The organism is Variovorax sp. Soil_C_33 (genome assembly GCF_057656935.1).
Window position 1 is genome coordinate 277,534 of record NZ_JBDGJK010000003.1, and the last position, 18,579, is coordinate 296,112.

General features: G+C 64.0%; 17 protein-coding genes. 6 read left to right on the top strand and 11 right to left on the bottom strand.

Going from position 1 to position 18,579, the window contains the following annotated elements; translation table 11 throughout:
- Positions 1-9: 9 nt before the first annotated feature.
- From AC3A6B_RS06700 to AC3A6B_RS06720, 5 genes are all read right to left on the bottom strand, one after another.
- Complete coding sequence (locus AC3A6B_RS06700) at positions 10-3,516, bottom strand: indolepyruvate ferredoxin oxidoreductase family protein (RefSeq protein WP_487835968.1); 3,507 nt, start codon at positions 3,514-3,516, stop codon at positions 10-12.
- A 41-nt stretch (positions 3,517-3,557) separates the two neighbouring features.
- Complete coding sequence (locus AC3A6B_RS06705) at positions 3,558-4,547, bottom strand: Bug family tripartite tricarboxylate transporter substrate binding protein (protein ID WP_487835969.1); 990 nt, start codon at positions 4,545-4,547, stop codon at positions 3,558-3,560.
- Between the two features lie 224 nt (positions 4,548-4,771).
- Positions 4,772-5,659, bottom strand: coding sequence for a LysR substrate-binding domain-containing protein (locus AC3A6B_RS06710; RefSeq protein ID WP_487835970.1), 888 nt, complete (start codon positions 5,657-5,659; stop codon positions 4,772-4,774).
- A gap of 48 nt (positions 5,660-5,707) precedes the next feature.
- On the bottom strand, positions 5,708-6,460 hold the full coding sequence (locus AC3A6B_RS06715) for a Crp/Fnr family transcriptional regulator (RefSeq protein ID WP_487835971.1): 753 nt from the start codon (positions 6,458-6,460) through the stop codon (positions 5,708-5,710).
- The gene (locus AC3A6B_RS06720; RefSeq protein WP_487835972.1) at positions 6,450-8,417 is read right to left on the bottom strand and encodes an aconitase family protein; all 1,968 of its coding nucleotides are present in this window, start codon (positions 8,415-8,417) and stop codon (positions 6,450-6,452) included. Before AC3A6B_RS06720 ends, AC3A6B_RS06715 begins: the two co-directional genes overlap by 11 nt.
- A 159-nt stretch (positions 8,418-8,576) precedes the next feature.
- Here AC3A6B_RS06720 and rraA point away from each other — a divergent pair, with 159 nt between their 5' ends.
- Complete coding sequence (gene rraA, locus AC3A6B_RS06725; RefSeq protein ID WP_487835973.1) at positions 8,577-9,179, top strand: ribonuclease E activity regulator RraA; 603 nt, start codon at positions 8,577-8,579, stop codon at positions 9,177-9,179.
- 529 nt (positions 9,180-9,708) lie between these two features.
- Here the strand turns inward: rraA and AC3A6B_RS06730 are convergent.
- From AC3A6B_RS06730 to AC3A6B_RS06750, 5 genes are all read right to left on the bottom strand, one after another.
- Positions 9,709-10,635, bottom strand: a complete 927-nt coding sequence (locus tag AC3A6B_RS06730; protein WP_487835974.1) for a hydroxymethylglutaryl-CoA lyase — start codon at positions 10,633-10,635, stop codon at positions 9,709-9,711.
- Positions 10,632-11,273 carry a 3-isopropylmalate dehydratase small subunit gene (leuD, locus tag AC3A6B_RS06735; RefSeq protein ID WP_487835975.1) on the bottom strand — a complete coding sequence of 214 codons (642 nt, stop codon included), beginning with the start codon at positions 11,271-11,273 and terminating at the stop codon, positions 10,632-10,634. Before leuD ends, AC3A6B_RS06730 begins: the two co-directional genes overlap by 4 nt.
- Positions 11,273-12,682 carry a 3-isopropylmalate dehydratase large subunit gene (gene leuC / locus AC3A6B_RS06740; protein ID WP_487835976.1) on the bottom strand — a complete coding sequence of 470 codons (1,410 nt, stop codon included), beginning with the start codon at positions 12,680-12,682 and terminating at the stop codon, positions 11,273-11,275. Before leuC ends, leuD begins: the two co-directional genes overlap by 1 nt.
- Positions 12,683-12,697: 15 nt before the next feature.
- Positions 12,698-13,678: a Bug family tripartite tricarboxylate transporter substrate binding protein gene (locus AC3A6B_RS06745; RefSeq protein ID WP_487835977.1), complete on the bottom strand. Its 981-nt coding sequence runs from the start codon at positions 13,676-13,678 to the stop codon at positions 12,698-12,700.
- A gap of 77 nt (positions 13,679-13,755) precedes the next feature.
- On the bottom strand, positions 13,756-14,958 hold the full coding sequence (locus AC3A6B_RS06750; RefSeq protein WP_487835978.1) for a CaiB/BaiF CoA transferase family protein: 1,203 nt from the start codon (positions 14,956-14,958) through the stop codon (positions 13,756-13,758).
- 51 nt (positions 14,959-15,009) lie between these two features.
- Here AC3A6B_RS06750 and AC3A6B_RS06755 point away from each other — a divergent pair, with 51 nt between their 5' ends.
- Both AC3A6B_RS06755 and AC3A6B_RS06760 read left to right on the top strand, forming a co-directional pair.
- Positions 15,010-15,720: an IclR family transcriptional regulator gene (locus AC3A6B_RS06755; RefSeq protein ID WP_487835979.1), complete on the top strand. Its 711-nt coding sequence runs from the start codon at positions 15,010-15,012 to the stop codon at positions 15,718-15,720.
- Positions 15,721-15,739: 19 nt separating this feature from the next.
- The gene (locus AC3A6B_RS06760; RefSeq protein WP_487835980.1) at positions 15,740-16,417 is read left to right on the top strand and encodes a glutathione S-transferase family protein; all 678 of its coding nucleotides are present in this window, start codon (positions 15,740-15,742) and stop codon (positions 16,415-16,417) included.
- Positions 16,418-16,656: 239 nt separating this feature from the next.
- On the opposite strand, the gene AC3A6B_RS06765 is transcribed toward AC3A6B_RS06760, so the two are convergent.
- Complete coding sequence (locus tag AC3A6B_RS06765; protein ID WP_487835981.1) at positions 16,657-16,857, bottom strand: hypothetical protein; 201 nt, start codon at positions 16,855-16,857, stop codon at positions 16,657-16,659.
- Positions 16,858-17,042: 185 nt separating this feature from the next.
- Here AC3A6B_RS06765 and AC3A6B_RS06770 point away from each other — a divergent pair, with 185 nt between their 5' ends.
- The 3 genes from AC3A6B_RS06770 to AC3A6B_RS06780 are packed head-to-tail and all read left to right on the top strand — an operon-like array spanning position 17,043 to position 18,579.
- Positions 17,043-17,531, top strand: a complete 489-nt coding sequence (locus tag AC3A6B_RS06770; RefSeq protein ID WP_487835982.1) for a hypothetical protein — start codon at positions 17,043-17,045, stop codon at positions 17,529-17,531.
- Positions 17,528-17,869, top strand: coding sequence for an antibiotic biosynthesis monooxygenase family protein (locus AC3A6B_RS06775; protein WP_487835983.1), 342 nt, complete (start codon positions 17,528-17,530; stop codon positions 17,867-17,869). Before AC3A6B_RS06770 ends, AC3A6B_RS06775 begins: the two co-directional genes overlap by 4 nt.
- Positions 17,870-17,910: 41 nt before the next feature.
- Positions 17,911-18,579 (top strand): nitroreductase, encoded by a 669-nt coding sequence (locus tag AC3A6B_RS06780; RefSeq protein WP_487835984.1) that lies wholly within the window; start codon positions 17,911-17,913, stop codon positions 18,577-18,579.

Consider the following 18,579-nt stretch of genomic DNA (forward strand, 5'->3'; position numbering starts at 1 on the left):
GTCATTTCCTCAGGCAACCTGGACTTCACGGTCCTGGACTTGCGCATCCTTCGCTGCGACCGGCTGATGCAGCTGTTCAAGAAGGTAAGCCTCGCGCCTGCGCGCAGCGTTCACGTTCGCCTCTTTCACATGCCCATAGCCGCGCATGGTCTGCGGCAGCCTCGCGAGTTCCAGAAGAGTTGCAGTCTGCTCGGGGCGCGCCTCGGCGAGCACCTGCCGCATCTGCCCGAGGTAACGCTCGATCTCGGCGCGCTCGCTGCGGCGCTCCGCCGTGTAGCCGAAAACGTCGAAAGGCGTGCCCCGCAGGATCTTGCCCTTGGCGAGCCATCGGAAAGCTTTGGCCAACCAGGGCCCGTAGGCCTTCTTCAGCAGACGCCCATTGCCGTCTCGCTTGGCCAAGAGTGGCGGTGCAAGGTGGAAGTGCAGCTTGTAGTCTCCCTCGAACTCGCGGTCTATGCGCTCGAAGAACCCGCTGTCCGTGTAGAGGCGGGCCACCTCGTACTCATCCTTGTACGCCATCAACTTGTAGAGGCTGACGGCGACCTCGCGGGCCACGCGGCCGTTCCCCAATCTCGAGTTCTCGAGGGCGGCCAGTTCACGAACAAGGTCCTCGAAATGCTGTGCGTATTTTTCGCTCTGGAAGCCGGCAAGCCGCGTCTTTCGATCGGCAATCACCGTGTCCAATGCAGGTACGCGCTGCGGCAGTAGCATCACTTGCGGCGTGTCGACGCCGGCCGCCGCACGCACCTTGTCCGGCTCGAGGGCGGCCTGACGTCCCCAGGCAAACGCCGAGGTATTCATCTCTACGGCGGTGCCGTTGAGTTCGATGGCGCGCAGCAGCGCTGCCTCCGACAGGGGGACCCGCCCTAGCTGCCAGGCAAACCCGAGCATGAAGACGTTCGTCGCCACTGCGTCGCCCAACAGCTTGGTAGCAAGCCGCGAAGCGTCGATCGACGTGGCCTGCTTCACCCCCGACTTCAACTGCTCCAACAGGTCGTCGGGACGCGCCTGCCAATCCGGGATCTTCGTGAAGCCGCCGGTGGGCGCGACATGGGTGTTCACGACCGCGGCAGTCCGCTCGATGCCGGATGCGGCCATGGCCTCCTTTCCTGCCGCGACCATGAGATCGCAGGCCAGTAGCAGGTCCGCCTGCTTCTGGCCGATTCGCGCGCCATGCAGTGCGTCGGGCCGCGCAGCCAGGCGCACATGCGACATCACAGCGCCGCCCTTCTGCGCCAGACCCGCCATGTCCAAGATGATGACGCCCTTGCCTTCGAGGTGCGCGGCCATGCCCATGAGCGCACCGATAGTGACCACGCCGGTGCCGCCGACGCCGGTGATCAGCACGTTGTACGGCTGCTCCAGCGCCGGAATGATGGGCGGGGGCAGGTTGGCAGGAAGCGCATTCTTGGTTCTGGCAGCCTTGCGAAGAGCACCGCCTTCGACGGTCACGAAGCTGGGGCAGAAGCCTTTGACGCAGGAGTAGTCCTTGTTGCACGAGCTCTGGTCGATCGCACGCTTGCGGCCGAGCGGCGTTTCGAGTGGCACGATGGAGACGCAGTTCGATTGCGCCCCGCAGTCGCCGCAGCCTTCGCACACTTCCTCGTTGATCACGACGCGCTTCGGCGGATCAACCATCTCCTTCTTCTTCCGGCGGCGGCGTTTCTCGGCGGCGCACGTTTGCGCGTAGACGATGACGGAAACGCCGGACGTTTCCCGCAACTGCCGCTGCACCTCGTCGAGCTGGTCACGGTGGTTGACGACCGCTCCGGCGGGCAGCCCACCCAGGGCCTGCCAGGACGCGGGGTCGTCGGACACCAAATGCAGGTTCTTGACACCCTCGGCAGCAACCTGCTGCAAGATCTGAATGGCGCTCAGGCTGCCTTCGATCGGCTGTCCGCCGGTCATCGCGACTGCGTCATTCGCCAGGATCTTGTAGGTGATGTTGACGCCCGCGGCGACGGCGGCGCGCAGCGCCAGCGAACCGGAGTGGCTGTAGGTGCCATCGCCAAGGTTCTGGAAGACGTGGCCCTCGGAGGTGAACGGTGCATGGCCGATCCAGGCAGCGCCTTCACCGCCCATCTGCGTGATGTTGCCCGTGTTGCGATCCATCCAGGTCGCCATGCCGTGACAGCCAATCCCCGCACCTGCTCGCGAGCCCTCAGGGACCTTGGTCGAAGTGTTGTGCGGACACCCAGAGCAGAAGAACGGCAGCCGCTGTGGTAGCGTCGGATCGAGGGCCGCCGCACAGCCGGCGTCCGCCAGAATTGCTGTCGCCGACTGCGGCAGTGCGCCAGCGCCGAGCACCTGCAGCAGGCGCTGCGCAATGACCTTGGCGATCAGCGCCGGCGTGAGTTCGCCGTTCGGAGGCAGCAAGAAGCCGTTCGGCGATCGGACCCATTCCCCCCCACCATCCGCCTTGCCGACAACGCGTGGGCGGGAATCGGAGGGCGCGTTGTACAGCTGTTCCTTGATCTGCGGCTCGAGCACACCTCGCTTCTCTTCCACGACGAGGATCTCGTCCAAGCCTTGGGCAAATTCCGTGACGCAGTCAGGCTCGAGCGGCCAGGATACCCCGATCTTCAGCAGACGCAGTCCGAGGGATTTGGCGCCGGCTTCGTCAATGCCGAGCAGCGACAGGGCTTCACGCGTATCCAGATAGCTCTTGCCCGTGGTCACGATGCCCAATTTTGCGTTCGGGACTTTCCACTCCTGCCGGTTCAATCCGTTCAGCCGGACGTACTCGAGCACAGCCTGAAGCTTGTCGCGCAGCAGCCGCGCCTCCTGCTCCATCGGCGGATCCGGCCAACGGATCGACAGTGAACCCGCCAGCACCTGCTGGTTGTCCGGCACCCTTATCTCGATCGCCATCGGGTCGATCTCGAAGGACGACGTGGTCTCGATGGTTTCGCTGATGGCCTTGAAGCCGACCCAGCAGCCCGAGTAGCGCGACATTGCCCAGCCGTGAAGCCCGAACTCCAGGAATTCGCGTACGCCTGAAGGATTGAGCACGGGGATCGCGGCGGCGATGAAGGCCTGTTCACTTTGGTGCGGCAGGGTCGATGACTTGCACGTATGGTCGTCGCCAGCGATCGCCAGTACGCCGCCGAACTTCGATGTGCCCGCGACATTCGCGTGCTTGAAAACGTCGCCGCTGCGGTCCACGCCCGGGCCCTTGCCATACCACATGGCGAACACGCCATCTACCGTGGCCTTCGGGTCCATGCCGGCCATCTGGGATCCCCATATGGAGGTGGCGGCAAGCTCCTCGTTGAGGCCAGGATTGAAAGTGACTTTGTTCTGCTCGAGAAGCTTCCTGGCCTTCCAGAGCTCCTGGTCGACGGAACCAAGCGGTGAGCCGCGGTAGCCAGAGACGAAGCCGCCGGTCTTCAGGCCCGCTGCTTCGTCGCGCGCCTTCTGCGCCATGAGCAGACGCACGAGCGCTTGCGTGCCAGTCATGAACACGCGGCCCTTCGGCAACTCGTACTTGTCGTTGAGGGAAACCACCGTGCTCATGCCTTCTTCTCCGTTGGATCAGGGATCAGGATTGCGGGAGATCAGTCAGCCGTGGCGCCGGACCGCTTCACGAGCTTGCCGTGCTTCTCCAGCTCGGACACCAGCAAGGGCAGCGTCTGCTCGGGTGTGGTCGTCATCGGCGTGAAGCCGTGCGCCACGAAGCTGTCATGAATCTCTTTTGTTGCCATCGCTTCCTTGAGTTTCTGGTACGTGCTCGCGACCAACTGGGGCGCCATGCCCGCCGGACCGATGACAGCGAACCAGCTGTCGAACTCGAAGTTCGGAATGCCGCTCTCGGCCACTGTCGGCACATCCTGCAGGGCTGGATTGCGCGACGCGGTACTTACCGCAAGGGCGCGCAGCTTGCCCGCCTTGATCTGGGGGGCCGCCACGACCAGAGGCAACATGCCGAAGTGGACCTGCCCGCCGATGATGTCCGTGGTCATGGCGGCGGTGCCCTTGTACGGGATGTGCTGGGCCTGGACTCCTGCCTCGCCGAGGAAATACTCCGCTGCCAAGTGCAGGACTGTTCCGTTGCCGGCCGAACCGTAGGAGAACTTCTTGGGGCTGGCCTTCAGCTCGGCAATGAACTCGCGCGTGGTCCTAGCCTTGACCGTGTCCGGGTTCACGGCCAGCACCAGAGCGGAAGATGCGATCACGGAAATCGGCGTGATGTCCTTGATGGCGTCGAACGGTACCTGCCTGTAGATGAAGGGATTGATGACGTGATTGGAGGACACCATGCCCAGGACCGAACCGTCCTTCGGGGCACGCACGATCTGCTGTGTCCCGATCAACCCGCCACTTCCGGGCAGGTTCTCGATGACGATCGGCCGTCCGAAGGCAGCAGCCAGGCCATTGCTCATGGAACGAGCCACGGCGTCCACGCCCGAACCTGCCTGGTTGGGAACGATCAGGCGCAGGGGCCTGCTATCGGCCGTTTGCGCCTGCGCCGGCGTGAACGCGCCGGCGAGGCTCAAAAGTGAAAGGGCGACAGCGGCTCTGCGGCCGAGAAGCAATGAAAGGCGCATGGATGTCTCCGTAGGATTGGCGGAAGGTGCCGCTGCCTCAGCGGCCGCGCCGCCTGGCAGTTCTTGTAGAGCGATGCTCGCTCGAGGGGACTGTAGGTGGGATGCCGTCGATGGGCGAAGTGCTCTTGCGTCAGAAGGGATATGTCGGTACGCGATACCTTGCAAGAAGCTGCTGGGCAACCCGGCCCAGATGGTTCGGGCCGAGCAGAAAACGGGTGCGAGGATCAGCTGTGTAGAGCAGCGATCATGGCGTCCACCGCCCGCAGCCGGCTTGATTTCTTGAGCGCAAACACGCGCAATTCCCGGTCCTTCCAAGGCTCGTCGAGCGGTCGTCGCACGAAGCGCTTCGTGCCGGCGAGCGCTCGCAACGCACTGCCAGTCATGATTGCGACGCCCAGGCCGACCTCCACCATGCGACAGGCGGCCTCGTAACTGCTGACCGCAACAACCGGTGTGTACTGCATCCGGAGCTTTTCAGCCTGCTCTTGTATAACGCTGTCGCCCGCTCCACCGGACTGGATGCGCACGATCGGGTGACGCAGCACCTCCTCGAAACGGATCGCGCGCTGCTTGGTCAAAGGATGATTCGGCGGCAGGATCACGATCAGCGGATCGTCAGCGAAATGCCAGGACTCAAGCGCAGGCGGTGCGGCTACGCCTGCGAGGCAGATCGCCACATCCGCACGGTCGTCCAGGCAGGCTCGGATGCACTCGCTTGACGAGCGCTCCTGCAGCACGATTTCCACGTCCGGGTACTCGACCCGAAACGCATGCAGCCGCTCAGGCAGAAATCCAACTATCGAGGAGAGGTTGGCAAACAGGCGCACCGTGCCGGCAACCTCCCCACTCAACGCCTGCACCTCTCGCGCGAACGATTGGATATCGGCGTCGAGTTTTTCACCGAGGGCATACGCTCGTTGCCCCGCCTCCGTGAGGGTGACACCGAGGGGGGAGCGGCTCAGGAGCTGCACTCCCAGCGCGTGCTCCAGGTCGGCAATGCGCCGGCTGAGCGCAGATTGCGCAATGTGCTCGGCATCCGCTGCGCGCTTGATCGAGCCTTCGCGCGCGGCGGCGAGGAACAATTGAAGGCTGACGGGATCGACGCGACGCATGTTCCTGGGCCAGGGCTGGGGGACTGGATTGTCGCCCAGGGTCGGCAGTTATGAAGCGCGTTCGTAGATCTGCCGCAGCGCCTGGTCGTTACAGACGACGACGCCGCCGGCTTCGATGCGGATCGTTCGGTCCCGCTCTATCAGCTTCAGCTCCTGGTTCAGCCTCTGCCGCGAGCAACCTACCAAGTCGGCAAGCTCGTTCTGCCGCAGACGCAAGGCGATCCGCACCTCCCGATCGCTTACGCCCACCGGCTCTCCGTAGGTGCGTGCGAGTTGCGAAAGCTGTCGTGCGATTCGAGCCCGCAACGACTTGGTCTTCAGATCCTCCGCGAGACGATATAGCTGCCGCGCGCGCTGCGATTGAAGACGCAACAGCGCAAGACAGAACTCGGGATGATCGACCAGAAGCTGCTGCACGTCCTCCCGCCCGACACGCAGCAGAGTGGTTTTCCCGTGCGCTAGGACGTCGTAGGGGCGACCCTTCAGATCGAACATCTCGACTTCCCCGAACCACACGCCCGGTTCGACATAGCGCAGCGTGATCTGCCTATCCTCGGGTGTATGGGATCCGATGCGTACCGCGCCGGCCAACACCGCCAGCCAGGCATCGGCGGGATCACCGCGCCGGCAAATCACATCGGCGTCAGGATGGCGTCGCACCCGGGCACGTCGCAGGATGTCGTGACGGAGGCTCGCCGAAAGCGACGAGAACCATGGATCGCCGGCGATTGCTTCGCGCTCTTGGTGGTGAAGGATCAGCTTGGCGTCGGAGTGCCGATGGCATTCTTGTTCAGGCCGCATGCAAGGATCCTGTGTCAACACGAGCCTGCACCTCCGCAAAAGACGCGACCTCACCCGCGATCGCGCTCGCCACGACCGTGGCGGGACTGGCGAGCCACACCTTTCCAGGACCGCATCGCCCAGGAAAGTTGCGATTGATGGCGCTGATGGTGACCTCGTCCGCTTGCTCCGACGTCCCGGGCCCCCCATTGATGCACGCACCGCAGGAGGGTTGCAGCATCTCAGCGCCCGCGCGTTCGAAGACATCGAGATAGCCCTTCTTCACACAGTAGTCACGAACATCGATCGTGCCGAACTGGAGATAGAGCTTCACGTCCGGATGCACGCGCAAGCCCCGCTCCACAGCCCACGAAAGCACCTGGTGATACGCATCGAAGTCCTCGCGCTTGCCGCCCGTGCACGAACCGCCATAGGCGATGTCAACCTTGGGGCGCTCCTGCAACTCAGTGACAGGCACGCCGTTGCCTGGATCGCCGGGACGAGCCACCATCGGCGCGAGCGTAGAGCAGTCGACGTGGATGATCTCCGCATAGGAAGCCCCCGCGTCGCTGCGCATCCAATCCTCCAGCTGAAAGTCGATGCCCCGGCGTTCGCGCAAGAAGCGCACGGTTTCTTGGTCGGGAGCAACGATGCCGGTGAAGCCACCGAGCTCCGCGGTCATGTTCGTCAGGGTGGCCCGCTCGTCGGTGGAAAGCTGGGCGATCACCGGACCGGCGAACTCAAACACCTTGCCGACTCCAGAACCGGCTCGAATACGAGGGTCAGCCAGCAGGTGTAGCACGACGTCCTTGGCACTCACCCCCGTTGCCAGTCGACCCGCGAGTTCAATTCGCAGAGACGCAGGAACGGTGATCCGAACCAATCCGGTGACGAGGGCGTTGGCCATCTCGGTGCTGCCGACACCGAAGGCAATGCATCCGAGTGCGCCGCTGTGGGTGGTGTGCGAGTCTGTGCCGACAACGATCTGGCCGGGCAATGCATACCGCTCGGACATCATCGGGTGCGAAATGCCTTCGCTGCCAACGCCATCGGCCAGCAGGCCGTGGGCAATCAAGCCGTGCTCCTCGACAAACTTGCGATGCTCGCGGACGACGTTCTGAACGGCAGGCATCAATCCGGCACGCGTGTGGGCGATGCTGCGATGAACATAGGAGGTGTGGTCCTCGAACAGCCGCACGCTCTGCGCATCATGCAACTGCAGTGGCCGGCCGAACTCTGCGTGCAGCATGTGCGCGCACATCGGTGTGTAGTACTCGATAAGAAAGCGCCAGTCGGGCCGAACGAAGGCGCCGCTGCCCGCCTTCACACCTGAGCCGCCGTCGCCTGTCACGACCAAGTGCGTCGCGATGATCTTCTCGACCAGCGTTCGGGGGCCGTTGCTGGCGGCATCCGTGGGCGGCAGGCTGATCTGCTTCATCCGCTCGCGCCCATAGCGCAGCAACCCTCCATGGCGCAGGATTGCCGCCGCCTGAGCGTCACGCGAAGCCACCAGCTCCTCGACGTCGATGGGCTCGCCATTCTGGATTCGCTCGACGAGACTGAAGTCGGTGGAGGTGAACAGGCCGAGGTTGTCCGCGTTCTGGCGATAGATCCGTTCGAAGCTTTCCGCGATCACCAAACGAATGCCGGCGGTTCGCTCTGACCTCGGACTGTGCTCGCGCGAAGAGCCCTTGCCGTAACGCTTGCCGGCGACGGTGACCGCAAAACCACCGTTCTTGACCGCATCGATTCCGATTGGACAACGCCCCCCCGATACGAAGCCCGTGTAGGGATAGCGGCCGAGTCGCTCGTCCCAGACTGTGCCTACCGTTGCCGGGGTGATCTCGTCCGTTGAAATGCTGTCCCGGAGCGCGCCAGCCTCGACCAAAGCCAGGTTTTCACCTTGGAGCTGCCGCTCGACGACTTCGGGGTCATCGCTCAAGAAAAGGATGCGCGAATTGAGTTGGATGTCCGTCATGGGTTGAACCTTGTGGCGGCACTTTAGGGGCCATCGGACTTGCGCGCGTAGTGCTGATGCGCCACATGGGCTATCGCCGCTTGGCATAGCTTGTGGAGGCTCGCCGCAGCGCCAGCGCTACAGGCACGAGTGCTCAGACGGCATCGGGGCTATCGCGGAATGCGCTATCCACTGGCAACTGCGCGCATCTACGATGTGCGCATGCGCTTCAAAACAACCGATCTTTGCGACGCCTGCGATGGCGCGCAGGTATGCGAGCTTCCCTTTGTGGGATTCGGCCTGAGACGCGCTTTTGCGGGCGACATCCGCACGGCGCGCTACACGGATGGGATCAGCGCGCTTCGCGTCCTGATCAATCAAGCCGGAAATGGACAGGTGCTCGTCATTGACGCCGGCGGTTTGGAGTGGCGTGCGCTGTTTGGAGATGTCATGGCCGGTCTGGTGACGCGCAACGGTTGGGTCGGCGTGATCGTCAACGGCATGATCCGCGATCGGGCAGAGATTGACGAGATGGACATCGGAGTAAAAGCGCTTGGAACTATTCCGCGCCGAGCCGACATCGGTGGCAGGGGCGAGATGGACCTCCCGGTCCACTTCGGTGGAATCACATTCATTCCTGGCGCCCGGCTGGTCGCCGACGAGGACGGCGTGATCGTGCTTCCGCAGGGTCTAACGGAATCGAACATCATCGTTGCCGATGCAATTGCCGCGACCGCAGAGTACGTAGCTGGACCGAACTTGAGGAGAGAATGCTCGTCCTGATTCACTGAGTTGGCGAAGCAGTGGCTGCTTAACGCGGCTCGCGCCTGCAAATCGTCCCTTGCATTCCTGCTGGTGGCACGAACGGCCACTGGTGTTCGAAGCCTGCTCGTCGCACTTTGGGCCATCCGTCCGGTGCAGACTAACCTTAGGCGTCGAATATCGCATGCTGATTGGCTTCGTGAGCAGCGAGAGCTGTGGTCTGCGGAAGAGCTACGCGGCCCACCAGTTTGCCGTCCGTGTAGGCCCGGTTAGGGGCCAGAAGCGGAAGTATCGGTCTCGCGAAAGCGGTCGTTTACAGGCCGGTTGCGGTTCGTGCCTTGCTGAAGTTCGGGCGAGGATGTGAACGCCGGAAACCGACGATTCGAACTATCTACGGTCATCACGTACATTGCGATCGTGCCGTTCGTTCATCCCAACACCGCAACGCACACAGCCTGTGCAACTGGCAGGAGAACATACGCACTTCATTCGAACGCGCGGTCCCCGCATTACCAGGGGTGAGTTGAAATCGAGCACCGGTTCTTAGCATCTAAGCTGCAGATTGCATCGTCTTGGGCAACCCGGCGCGCCACACGGCCCCGTGAAGAGTCTCGCCTTCCAACCACAACGCAACCCTGGCGCGCAGCGCGATGAGCGCATCAAAATCCAACCCCGTCGGCACGCCCATGCTGGCAAAAAGGAAGGCGGCGTCTTCGGTAGACACATTGCCGCTTGCGCCCGGTGCATGCGGGCATCCGCCAATGCCAGCGGTACAGGCATCGAACCGGCGGACACCGGCCTCCCAAGCCGCGAACACGTTGGCCAGACCCAGGCCGCGCGTGTCGTGGAAATGTCCACACGCCAGGCGATCGCCAGCAACGGCGAAACCCTTCTCGAACAAGCGCTTCACCTGCTTCGGCTGTGCATAGCCCACCGTGTCGGCCAATCCAACGCGGTCTGCCCCGGCGTCGAGCACGGCTTGCAACAGGCGCAGCACTTCACCTTCAGCGACAGCACCCTGGATCGTGCAACCGAACGCCGTGCTGAGGCCAACCTCGAGCAAACAGGCCGATCCGTTGCTGTCTCGCAGGCTGCGAATGCGGGCGATTTCCGCCACCACCTCGTCGGGCGTCTTGCGCAAGTTGGCGAGGCTGTGGGCATGGCTCGCAGACAGGGGCAGCAGCATGACGTTGGCTCCACTTTCCAGCGCGGCTTGCGCACCCTTGAGGTTGGGAACCAGCACGGACGTCACCAGGCCCGGAAGCCGCCTGGCGCTCGCCACCAGGTCCGCCGTGTCCGCCAGCTGGGGGAGCAGGCGTGCCGGCACAAAGGACCCGACCTCGATCTCACGTAGTCCGGCTGCGTATGCGCCATGCAGCCATTCGAGTTTCTGCTCGATTGGAATCGTCCTGGCGATGCTTTGAAGACCATCACGCAAGCCGACTTCGCGAACGATCACGGGCGTGGGTGCAGTCATGGGCGCCTCTCCGTCGAGTCGATGCGCTGAGTCCACACCCACGGACGGGCCTGGCGGTCCCTGCGCTGGTAGGCGGCAATGTCTTCCTCGTGGCGTTCGGCAAGGGTGATCGGATCCAGCCCCCGGAGCAGGGTGTCGCGGTGTGCTTCGTCGATCTTGAAGGCATGGACCGATCCATCGGGAAACATCACTTGGCACGAGCGCAAATCCACCGTCACTGCATCGCCCGGATTCCGCTCCAGCATGGCCAAGAGCTCTTCCACGGTGGGCTCGGGCAGCGTCACTGGCAGGACGCCGTTCTTGATGCAGTTCTCGTAGAAGATGGATGCGAACGACGGAGCAACGATGCTGCGGAAACCGAAGTCGGCAAGTGCCCATACCGCATGCTCCCGAGAGCTGCCGCACCCGAAGTTTGCGCGCGCCACGAGGATCGAAGCACGCCGGAAAGGCTCACGGTTCAGCACAAAATCTTGTGCCTCGCTGCCGTCCCCGGCGTATCGCCAGCGATGAAAGAGGTACTTTCCCAACCCGGCTTTCGACAGCGTGTAGACATGCTGGACCGCGATGATGGCGTCGGTGTCGACGTTGATTCTGGGCAGCGGCGCCGCAGTGCCTTGCAGGTGAACGAACGGTTCCATCAGCTTGCTCCAAGTTTGCGGGTATCGGCCAGCTTGCCGGCAATGGCTGCTGCGGCTGCCACGGCCGGGCTGGAGAGATGCGTTCGCGCACCTGGCCCCTGGCGTCCTTCGAAATTGCGGTTGGAAGTCGACACGCAGCGGCTGCCCGGCGCGACCCGATCATTGTTGACGGCGGCACACATCGAGCACCCGGGCTCGCGCCATTCGAAGCCCGCATCCAGGAAGATCCGGTCCAGGCCGAGTGCTTCCGCCTCCCGCTTCACGCTCATGGACCCCGGAACCACGATGGCCCGCACATGCCCGGCAACCTTGCGGCCTCGTGCGATGGCAGCCGCGGCTTGCAGGTCTGAGATGCGGCTGTTGGTGCAAGAGCCGATGAAGACGTTGTCGATCTTCAGGCCAAGCAGTGGCGCTCCGGGCCGAATGTCCATGTATTCGATGGCGCGTTGCGCGGCATCCCGCTCTTCCTTGTCCGTGACGTGCGCCGGGTCGGGCACGAGTGCATCGATCGCGGCCACCTGTTCCGGACTGGTGCCCCACGTCACTTGCGGCGCGACGACGCTGGCGTCGAAGAGAAGCTCGGCGTCGTAAGCGGCTCCCTCGTCGCTGGCAAGCTCGCGCCAGTGCGAAACGGCCATCTCGAACGCATCGCCGGCGGGCGCGAACTCGCGTGCCCTGACGTAGTCGAACGTGGTGTCGTCCGGTGCAATCAATGTTGTTCTGGCGCCCGCCTCGACACCCATGTTGCACAGGGTGAATCTTCCTTCCATCGGCATTGCGGAAATTGCCTGCCCCGACAGTTCCAACGCGTAGCCCGTTGCACCCGCGGTGCCGATCCGGCCGATCAGAAAGAGGATGAGGTCCTTGGCGGTGACGCCATGACCCAGCGTGCCATCCACACGGATGCGCATCGTTTTCGGTCTGCGCACGGCCAGGGTTTGTGTTGCCAGAACTTGCTCGACAGACGATGTACCGACGCCCCAGGCCCACGCACCCAGGGCGCCGACGGTTCCGGTGTGGCTGTCACCACAGACCAGCGTGACGCCGGGAAGGGCAATGCCGAGTTCGGGCGCTACGACGTGAACAATGCCTTGCTGCGGATCGTGCACATCGAAATGCCGGATCGCGTGCTCGCGCGTGTTCTTCCGGAAAGCCTGGATCAGTATTTTTCCTCCCTCGACCGTGTCGTCTCCGCGGCCGCGATCCGTCGAAATGAGGTGGTCGGTGGTTCCGTAGGTCAGCTCCGGATTGCGCACGGTGCGCCCGGTGGATCGCAAGCCTTCGAATGCCTGGGCACTCGTGATCTCGTACAGCAGGTGCCGGTCGATGTGGATCAGTGTCTCGCCGCCCGGAAGGTCGGCAATGTGATGCTGATCCCAAAGCTTCTGGAAAAGCGTGCGTGGTGCCATGGCAGTACGGTCCGCTTACTGAATGACGACACCGGAGCGTCCCACCAGTTCGCCGTGCTTGAAGTACTCGGACGCGATGAACGCCTTGAATTGATCCGGTGTCATTGGCGCTACCAGCGCGCCTTCGGCCGCGATCTGTTTCTGGAAGGCCGGGCTTTGCAGCGTTGTATTGATGACTTCGTTGAGCTTGCCCACAACCTCTGGAGGCATCCCCTTGGGGCCGATCACGGCGTACCAAGCTTCGAGGACGCAGCCGGGAATGGTTTCAGACAGGGTGGGCACATTGGGCAGCGCCGGGGCGCGCTTGGCACTGGACACCGCCAGCACCTTGAGTCGGCCCTGCAGGACCAGCCCTTCAACCGCCGCATACGACATGAAAGCCACATCGACAACGCCGCTGACAAGGTCGGGAAGCACCGGGGCGACGCCCTTGTATGGAACGTGCAGCAGCGAGAACTGCCCCTTGTCCTGCATGAACATGCCGGCAAGGTGAAGAATGGTTCCGTTGCCGGAGGAACCCAGCGTCAGCTTGTTCGGTTGCTTCACCGCCAGCGCTTTCAGTTCGCCGACATTGTTCACGGGCAGATCAGAACGCGCGACCAGAACCATGGGCGCAGTCGCGACGCCTGCAATCGGCGTGATGTCTTTCATCGCGTCGAACGTCAGCTTCTTGTAGACGTGCGGAAACACGACGTAGTTGGAACTGATGAGCGCGATGGCGTATCCGTCCGCAGGGGCCCGCAGCAAGGCCTCGGTGCCCACGACGCCGCCGGCACCCGGTATGTTCTCCACGACGAACGGCTGCTTCAACGCCCTGGACATCTGGTCGGCCAGACGTCGCGTCATGTTGTCGGCGCCGGAGCCGGCCGAGTTCGGCGTGATCAGCCGGACAGGCTTGCTGGGATAGGGCTCGGCTGCGTAGGCCGGCCCGAATGTGGCAACGAGGCCTGCAAGCGCGGTGACGATCATCCTTCGGTTCAGGTGGGGCATGTTCATGTGGTTGATTTGCGCGCGTGATTGATCTTGTTCTTTGAGGGGCTGGCTGCGTCGCGGCACGATGCGTTCTTACGCCGTCAATGCGGGCCGGCGACAGCGCCGGATGCAAAGAGATCGCGCGAGTCCGCCGCCGACAATCCCCAGGCCTCGAGGTACTTGGCCGTCTGCGCGCCCACGCTCTGTGGCTGCAGGCGAACCGCGGGCTTTTGGTCGTTGATGCGGAACGGCATTGCCGGGAGTGCCGCATGCCTGTCTTCCACCCACACATCCAGCAAGGAGCCGTTTGCGCCAAGGTGTTCGTCGTCGAGCAGGTCGAGCGGAGTGCGCACAGGTCCGAACGGAACCTGGGCCCGAACGCAGCGCGCCTCTACTTCCGCCATCGAGAACGCCGACAACGCCTGATTGAAGCGCGGCAGCATCCAGCTCCGGGCAGCCGTGCGAGCCGTGTTGGTTGCCAATCGCGGGTCGTCGCGCAGATCGTCGAAACCGAACTCGTTGCAAAAGCGAAGCCATTGCGCATCGCTCGTGAGGCCGATGAACATCTGGCCATCGCAACACCGGCACAGGTCATACACGCCCCAAGCTTGCGTTCGATCGGGCATGGGTACCAGTTCGGTGCCGCCCAGCTGCACCATGGCCATGTGCTGGCCAACCAGGAATGCCGTGGTTTCGTACAGCGCGCTGGTGACGAAGGCGCCGTGCCCGGATTGCTCGCGTGCGCGAAGGGCGGCCATGATGCCGATGACGCCGAACATGCCACCCGTCATGTCGACGATCGACGCCCCCGCGCGGGTTGGGCGCCCCGCCGCCCCGGTCATGTATGCCAGGCCGCCTATCATCTGCACCACCTCGTCCAGCGCGGTGCGCGTTTCATAGGGGCCCGGCAAGAAGCCCTTCAGCGAGCAGTACACCAGCCGCTCGTTCAGCGCGCTGGCAGCGGCATAGCCGTAGCCCAAGCGCGTCATGACGTCGGGTCCGAAATTCTCGATCAGGACGTCGGCCCACTGGATGGCGTTCTCCAGGATGGGACGTGACTGCGGATTCTTCAGATCGACCGCCACGCTTTCCTTGTTTCTGTTCAGGTATCCGAAAAAGCCCGAGCCGAAACCCGCCAGGCTTCTTGTCGGGTCGCCTTCGAGGCGTTCGATCCGCACCACCGTGGCACCCAAGTCCGCAAGGATGAGCCCGCAGGTCGGCGCCATGACCGTGTGGCCGAAATCAAGAACCTTCACGCCGGCCAGCGGCAGTTCGGCATTGCCGAGATTGCTATGGTGTTTCATCAGATGATCCGTTATGATCGTTGTATGAAACGATAGGGATCGAGGTACCTGATGTCAATCGACGAAAGTGCTCCCCCGGCGGCCTCTCCGAAGGGCCTGGGGGTCAACGCGCTCGAACGCGGACTCCGGCTCTTGATGGCGCTGCGCAAGGACGAGGGCCAGAAGCTCAGCGAACTGGCCCGGACAACCCAGCTCGACAAGGCCACCGCCTCTAGGCTGCTGCGCTCCTTGATGCGGTATTCGTTCGCTGTGAAAGACGCCGAGGAGCGCTATCGCCTGGGACCGGCAACGGCTGTTCTCGAGTCCACGGGCGACACCACGCAGGGGATCGCAGCGGTCGTGCAGCCGGTCATCGATCGGATCGCCAAGGAATCGGGCGAGACCGCGGGCTTCTTTGTGAGGCACGGCGATTTGCGGTTGTGCGTGGCGGTCGCAGCCGGTCACCGTGCAGTCGGCCACACATTGAAAGTTGGGGACGTGCTGCCCACGGAGCGCGGAGCCGGGGGGCGGGTGCTGAGGCTGTACGAAGGAGGTCGGCCTGCCGGCAACCCGGACGTGGTGCAGACGAGCCTTGGAGAGCGCGATCCGGAACTCGCGGCCGTCGCCGCGCCGGTCTTCGATGCGAGAGGCAAGTTGCTCGGCGCGCTTTCGCTCTCGGGAACGAGCACGCGGTACTCGTCGCCTGAATACTTGCAGAGCATGCAGGCGCGCATCGCCTCTGCCTCCCGGGAAATCGAATCCTTGTTCTTATCTCCGCAATGAGCAGTTGCTCCCGACACACATGATCACCCTGCACCACTGCATCAGCGCACGCTCGTTCCGGCCCCTGTGGACGCTCGAAGAGATCGGGCTTTCCTACGACCTCAAGATGCTGCCCTTTCCACCGCGCGTGCTATCGCGGCCGTATCTCGAGGTCAACCCGCTCGGCACGGTGCCGATGCTGTCCGATGGCGCCATGCGAATGACCGAATCGGCCGCGATCTGTCACTACCTTGCGGCGCGGTTCTCCGCGGGCCAACTGGATGTAGGTTGCGGCGAGCCGGACTTCGGGCCCTACCTCAACTACCTCCATTTCGGCGAGGCGACCTTGACCTTTCCGCAGACGCTCGTGTTGCGGTATGCGCACTTCGAGCCGGCGGAGCGAAAGCAGCCGCAGGTCGCCGACGACTATGCCAAGTGGTTCCTGGCGCGCCTGCGGACGCTGGAGCCGCTGCTCGCCGCGCGCGAGTACCTCTGCGCGGGCCGCTTCACCGCGGCGGACGTGTCGGTCGGCTATGCGTTATTGCTGGCCGAGCACCTGGGCCTGGCAGAGCGCTTCACGCCCTCGGTGGGTGCTTACTGGGAGCGTCTGCAGGCGCGACCGGGCTTCAAGGCCGCATTGGCTGCGCAATCGAGCGCCGCCAAGGCGCAGGGGGTGTCCTCGACTCCCGCACCGGACATCAGGCCCGATCGTCCTTGATGGGCGTCCGCGGCGCCATGCATCAGACCGCATTTCTGCTTTTCTGCCGGCTGACTGAAGTGCGTCTTGAGGAATTCCGGGTTCAAGGAGTGATGGAAGCCTGAGGTCCGCGTGCTGGTCGATGCGCTCGCAGCTGGCCGTTCCGGATGCCGGAATATTCGGTTCAACCAGTGCGATTCGGCTGCAAACTAGTGACAAGCGATGCCGGGATCGGCGCCTTTTTTGCGCAAATCCACACCCTAGCGGCGCGGAAAGCGCTTGATCATGCTGAGTCCCAGCGAGGTGATGGCGATGACGGTGGCTGGCGGCTGGTCGTAGCCGTCCAGGGTCCGCACGGGTTTGGGGATGGACGCCTTGACGTGGCCCGCGAGGCTCAACACGCGCACGGCATCGACGTCCGAACCTTGGTTGACGGCAACCGGCAGATCATGTTCTGCCAAACGATGAAGCAGGGTGATAGGCACCCGGCGAGTATGCCGCGCGGCGGCGTCAGCTCTGCGACAGGCTTGTGGGCCATGTAGGCCAAGACCTCAGGCAATGCGCGCCGATGCCTGACTGCCGGCCCGCCGCGAAGGCCTGCAAGGTGGGCCGCCGATTTCCTCGGACGAACCCCCTCGAGCGAATCATGTTTCTGAGAACCTGGCGCTGGCTGACCCTCATGTTCGTTGCGCTGAGCCTAGCGCCCGCGCTCGGACATCTTCTGGAAATGCCCGCCAAGATGCGCTACGAGGGGCCGCTCTGGCTGACGATCTCCCAGACGCTGTACGGCGCTTTCGGCACCGTGGGCGGCGCGTTCGAGGCCGGTGCTGTCATCACGACCGTGGTGCTCGTGCTGCTGGTGCGCCGGCGCCATCCGGCCTTCGGGTGGACGCTACTGGCCGCGCTCTGCGTGCTGCTCGCGCACGCCGCGTTCTGGATCTGGCTCGCCCCCGTCAACGCCGCGGTCGCGGCATCGACGCTCGCCACGCTGCCCGACAACTGGATGGCGCTGCGTACCCAATGGGAGTACACGCATGCCGCGCGCGCCGTATTGCAGGCCGTGGCGTTCGGCGCGCTCGCCATCTCAATCGTCGCCGAGACACCGATCTCTCCCATAGGAAGGACCCCTCCATGAGCACCGACAACCCCCGCGCGGGCCAGCCCACCATCGCCCGCATCTGGCGCGGCCGGACCACGCGCGACAAGGCCGACGCGTATGCGCGCTACGTCTACGAGGAGGGCATCCGCCCGCTCGAGGAAAAAGCCCTGGGCGTCCAGCTCCTGCGCGAAGACCGCGAAACGGAGAGTGAGTTCGTCACGATCTCGTACTGGGAAAGCGTGGAAGCGATGTCGCGCTTCGCGGGCAAGGACCCGCGGCGCATCCATCATCTAGAGCGCGATGCGGAGTTCCTGATCGAGCTGCCGCGCGAGGTGCAGGTGCTGCAGATCCTCGCGGGCTCCGGCAAGCGCTGACGACACGGTATAGGCTTGGCCCATTTTCTGCGGGCCGATCCATGCACGTTCAAGAGGCTGTTGCGAGCCGCCATTCCATCCGGGCTTTCCTGCCCACGCCGGTCGACGGCGAGACGATCCGCCGCGTGCTGACGGCCGCGGCGCGCGCGCCTTCCGGCGGCAACCTGCAGCCCTGGCACATCGACGTGCTCGCGGGCGAGGCGCTGGCCGAACTCAGGCAGCGCATGCAGGCGCGGCTCGCGGCCGGCGAAACCGAGCCCGCCGCCTACGACATCTACCCCAAGGAGCTGCGCTCGCCCTGGCGCGAGCGGCGCTTCCAGGTCGGCGAGGCGATGTACGCGCGCCTGGGCATTCCGCGCGAGAACAAGGCGGCGCGGCGACGCTGGTTCGCCAACAACTACGATTTCTTCGGCGCGCCGCTCGCGCTGTTCTGCTCGGTCGATCGCTCGATGGGCCCGCCGCAATGGTCGGACCTCGGCATGTACCTGCAGACCGTCATGCTGCTGCTGCGCGGCGAAGGCCTCGACAGCTGTCCCCAGGAGTGCTGGGCGGTCTACCCGGACACGGTCGGCAGCGTGCTGCGACTGCCGCCCGAACGCATGCTGTTCTGCGGCATGGCCATCGGCCACCGCGACCCGGAGCATGCGGTGAACGCGCTCGTCAGCGACCGCGCGCCCGCCGACGAGTGGCTGCGCTTCCACGGCTTCTGA

Bases quoted from the DNA above. Each gene is read 5' to 3' on its own strand.
- AC3A6B_RS06700 (WP_487835968.1), bottom strand. From the start codon at position 3,516: ATGAGCACGGTGGTTTCCCTCAACGACAAGTACGAGTTGCCGAAGGGC.
- AC3A6B_RS06705 (WP_487835969.1), bottom strand. From the start codon at position 4,547: ATGCGCCTTTCATTGCTTCTCGGCCGCAGAGCCGCTGTCGCCCTTTCA.
- AC3A6B_RS06710 (WP_487835970.1), bottom strand. From the start codon at position 5,659: ATGCGTCGCGTCGATCCCGTCAGCCTTCAATTGTTCCTCGCCGCCGCG.
- AC3A6B_RS06715 (WP_487835971.1), bottom strand. From the start codon at position 6,460: ATGCGGCCTGAACAAGAATGCCATCGGCACTCCGACGCCAAGCTGATC.
- AC3A6B_RS06720 (WP_487835972.1), bottom strand. From the start codon at position 8,417: ATGACGGACATCCAACTCAATTCGCGCATCCTTTTCTTGAGCGATGAC.
- rraA (WP_487835973.1), top strand. From the start codon at position 8,577: ATGCGCTATCCACTGGCAACTGCGCGCATCTACGATGTGCGCATGCGC.
- AC3A6B_RS06730 (WP_487835974.1), bottom strand. From the start codon at position 10,635: ATGACTGCACCCACGCCCGTGATCGTTCGCGAAGTCGGCTTGCGTGAT.
- leuD (WP_487835975.1), bottom strand. From the start codon at position 11,273: ATGGAACCGTTCGTTCACCTGCAAGGCACTGCGGCGCCGCTGCCCAGA.
- leuC (WP_487835976.1), bottom strand. From the start codon at position 12,682: ATGGCACCACGCACGCTTTTCCAGAAGCTTTGGGATCAGCATCACATT.
- AC3A6B_RS06745 (WP_487835977.1), bottom strand. From the start codon at position 13,678: ATGAACATGCCCCACCTGAACCGAAGGATGATCGTCACCGCGCTTGCA.
- AC3A6B_RS06750 (WP_487835978.1), bottom strand. From the start codon at position 14,958: ATGAAACACCATAGCAATCTCGGCAATGCCGAACTGCCGCTGGCCGGC.
- AC3A6B_RS06755 (WP_487835979.1), top strand. From the start codon at position 15,010: ATGTCAATCGACGAAAGTGCTCCCCCGGCGGCCTCTCCGAAGGGCCTG.
- AC3A6B_RS06760 (WP_487835980.1), top strand. From the start codon at position 15,740: ATGATCACCCTGCACCACTGCATCAGCGCACGCTCGTTCCGGCCCCTG.
- AC3A6B_RS06770 (WP_487835982.1), top strand. From the start codon at position 17,043: ATGTTTCTGAGAACCTGGCGCTGGCTGACCCTCATGTTCGTTGCGCTG.
- AC3A6B_RS06775 (WP_487835983.1), top strand. From the start codon at position 17,528: ATGAGCACCGACAACCCCCGCGCGGGCCAGCCCACCATCGCCCGCATC.
- AC3A6B_RS06780 (WP_487835984.1), top strand. From the start codon at position 17,911: ATGCACGTTCAAGAGGCTGTTGCGAGCCGCCATTCCATCCGGGCTTTC.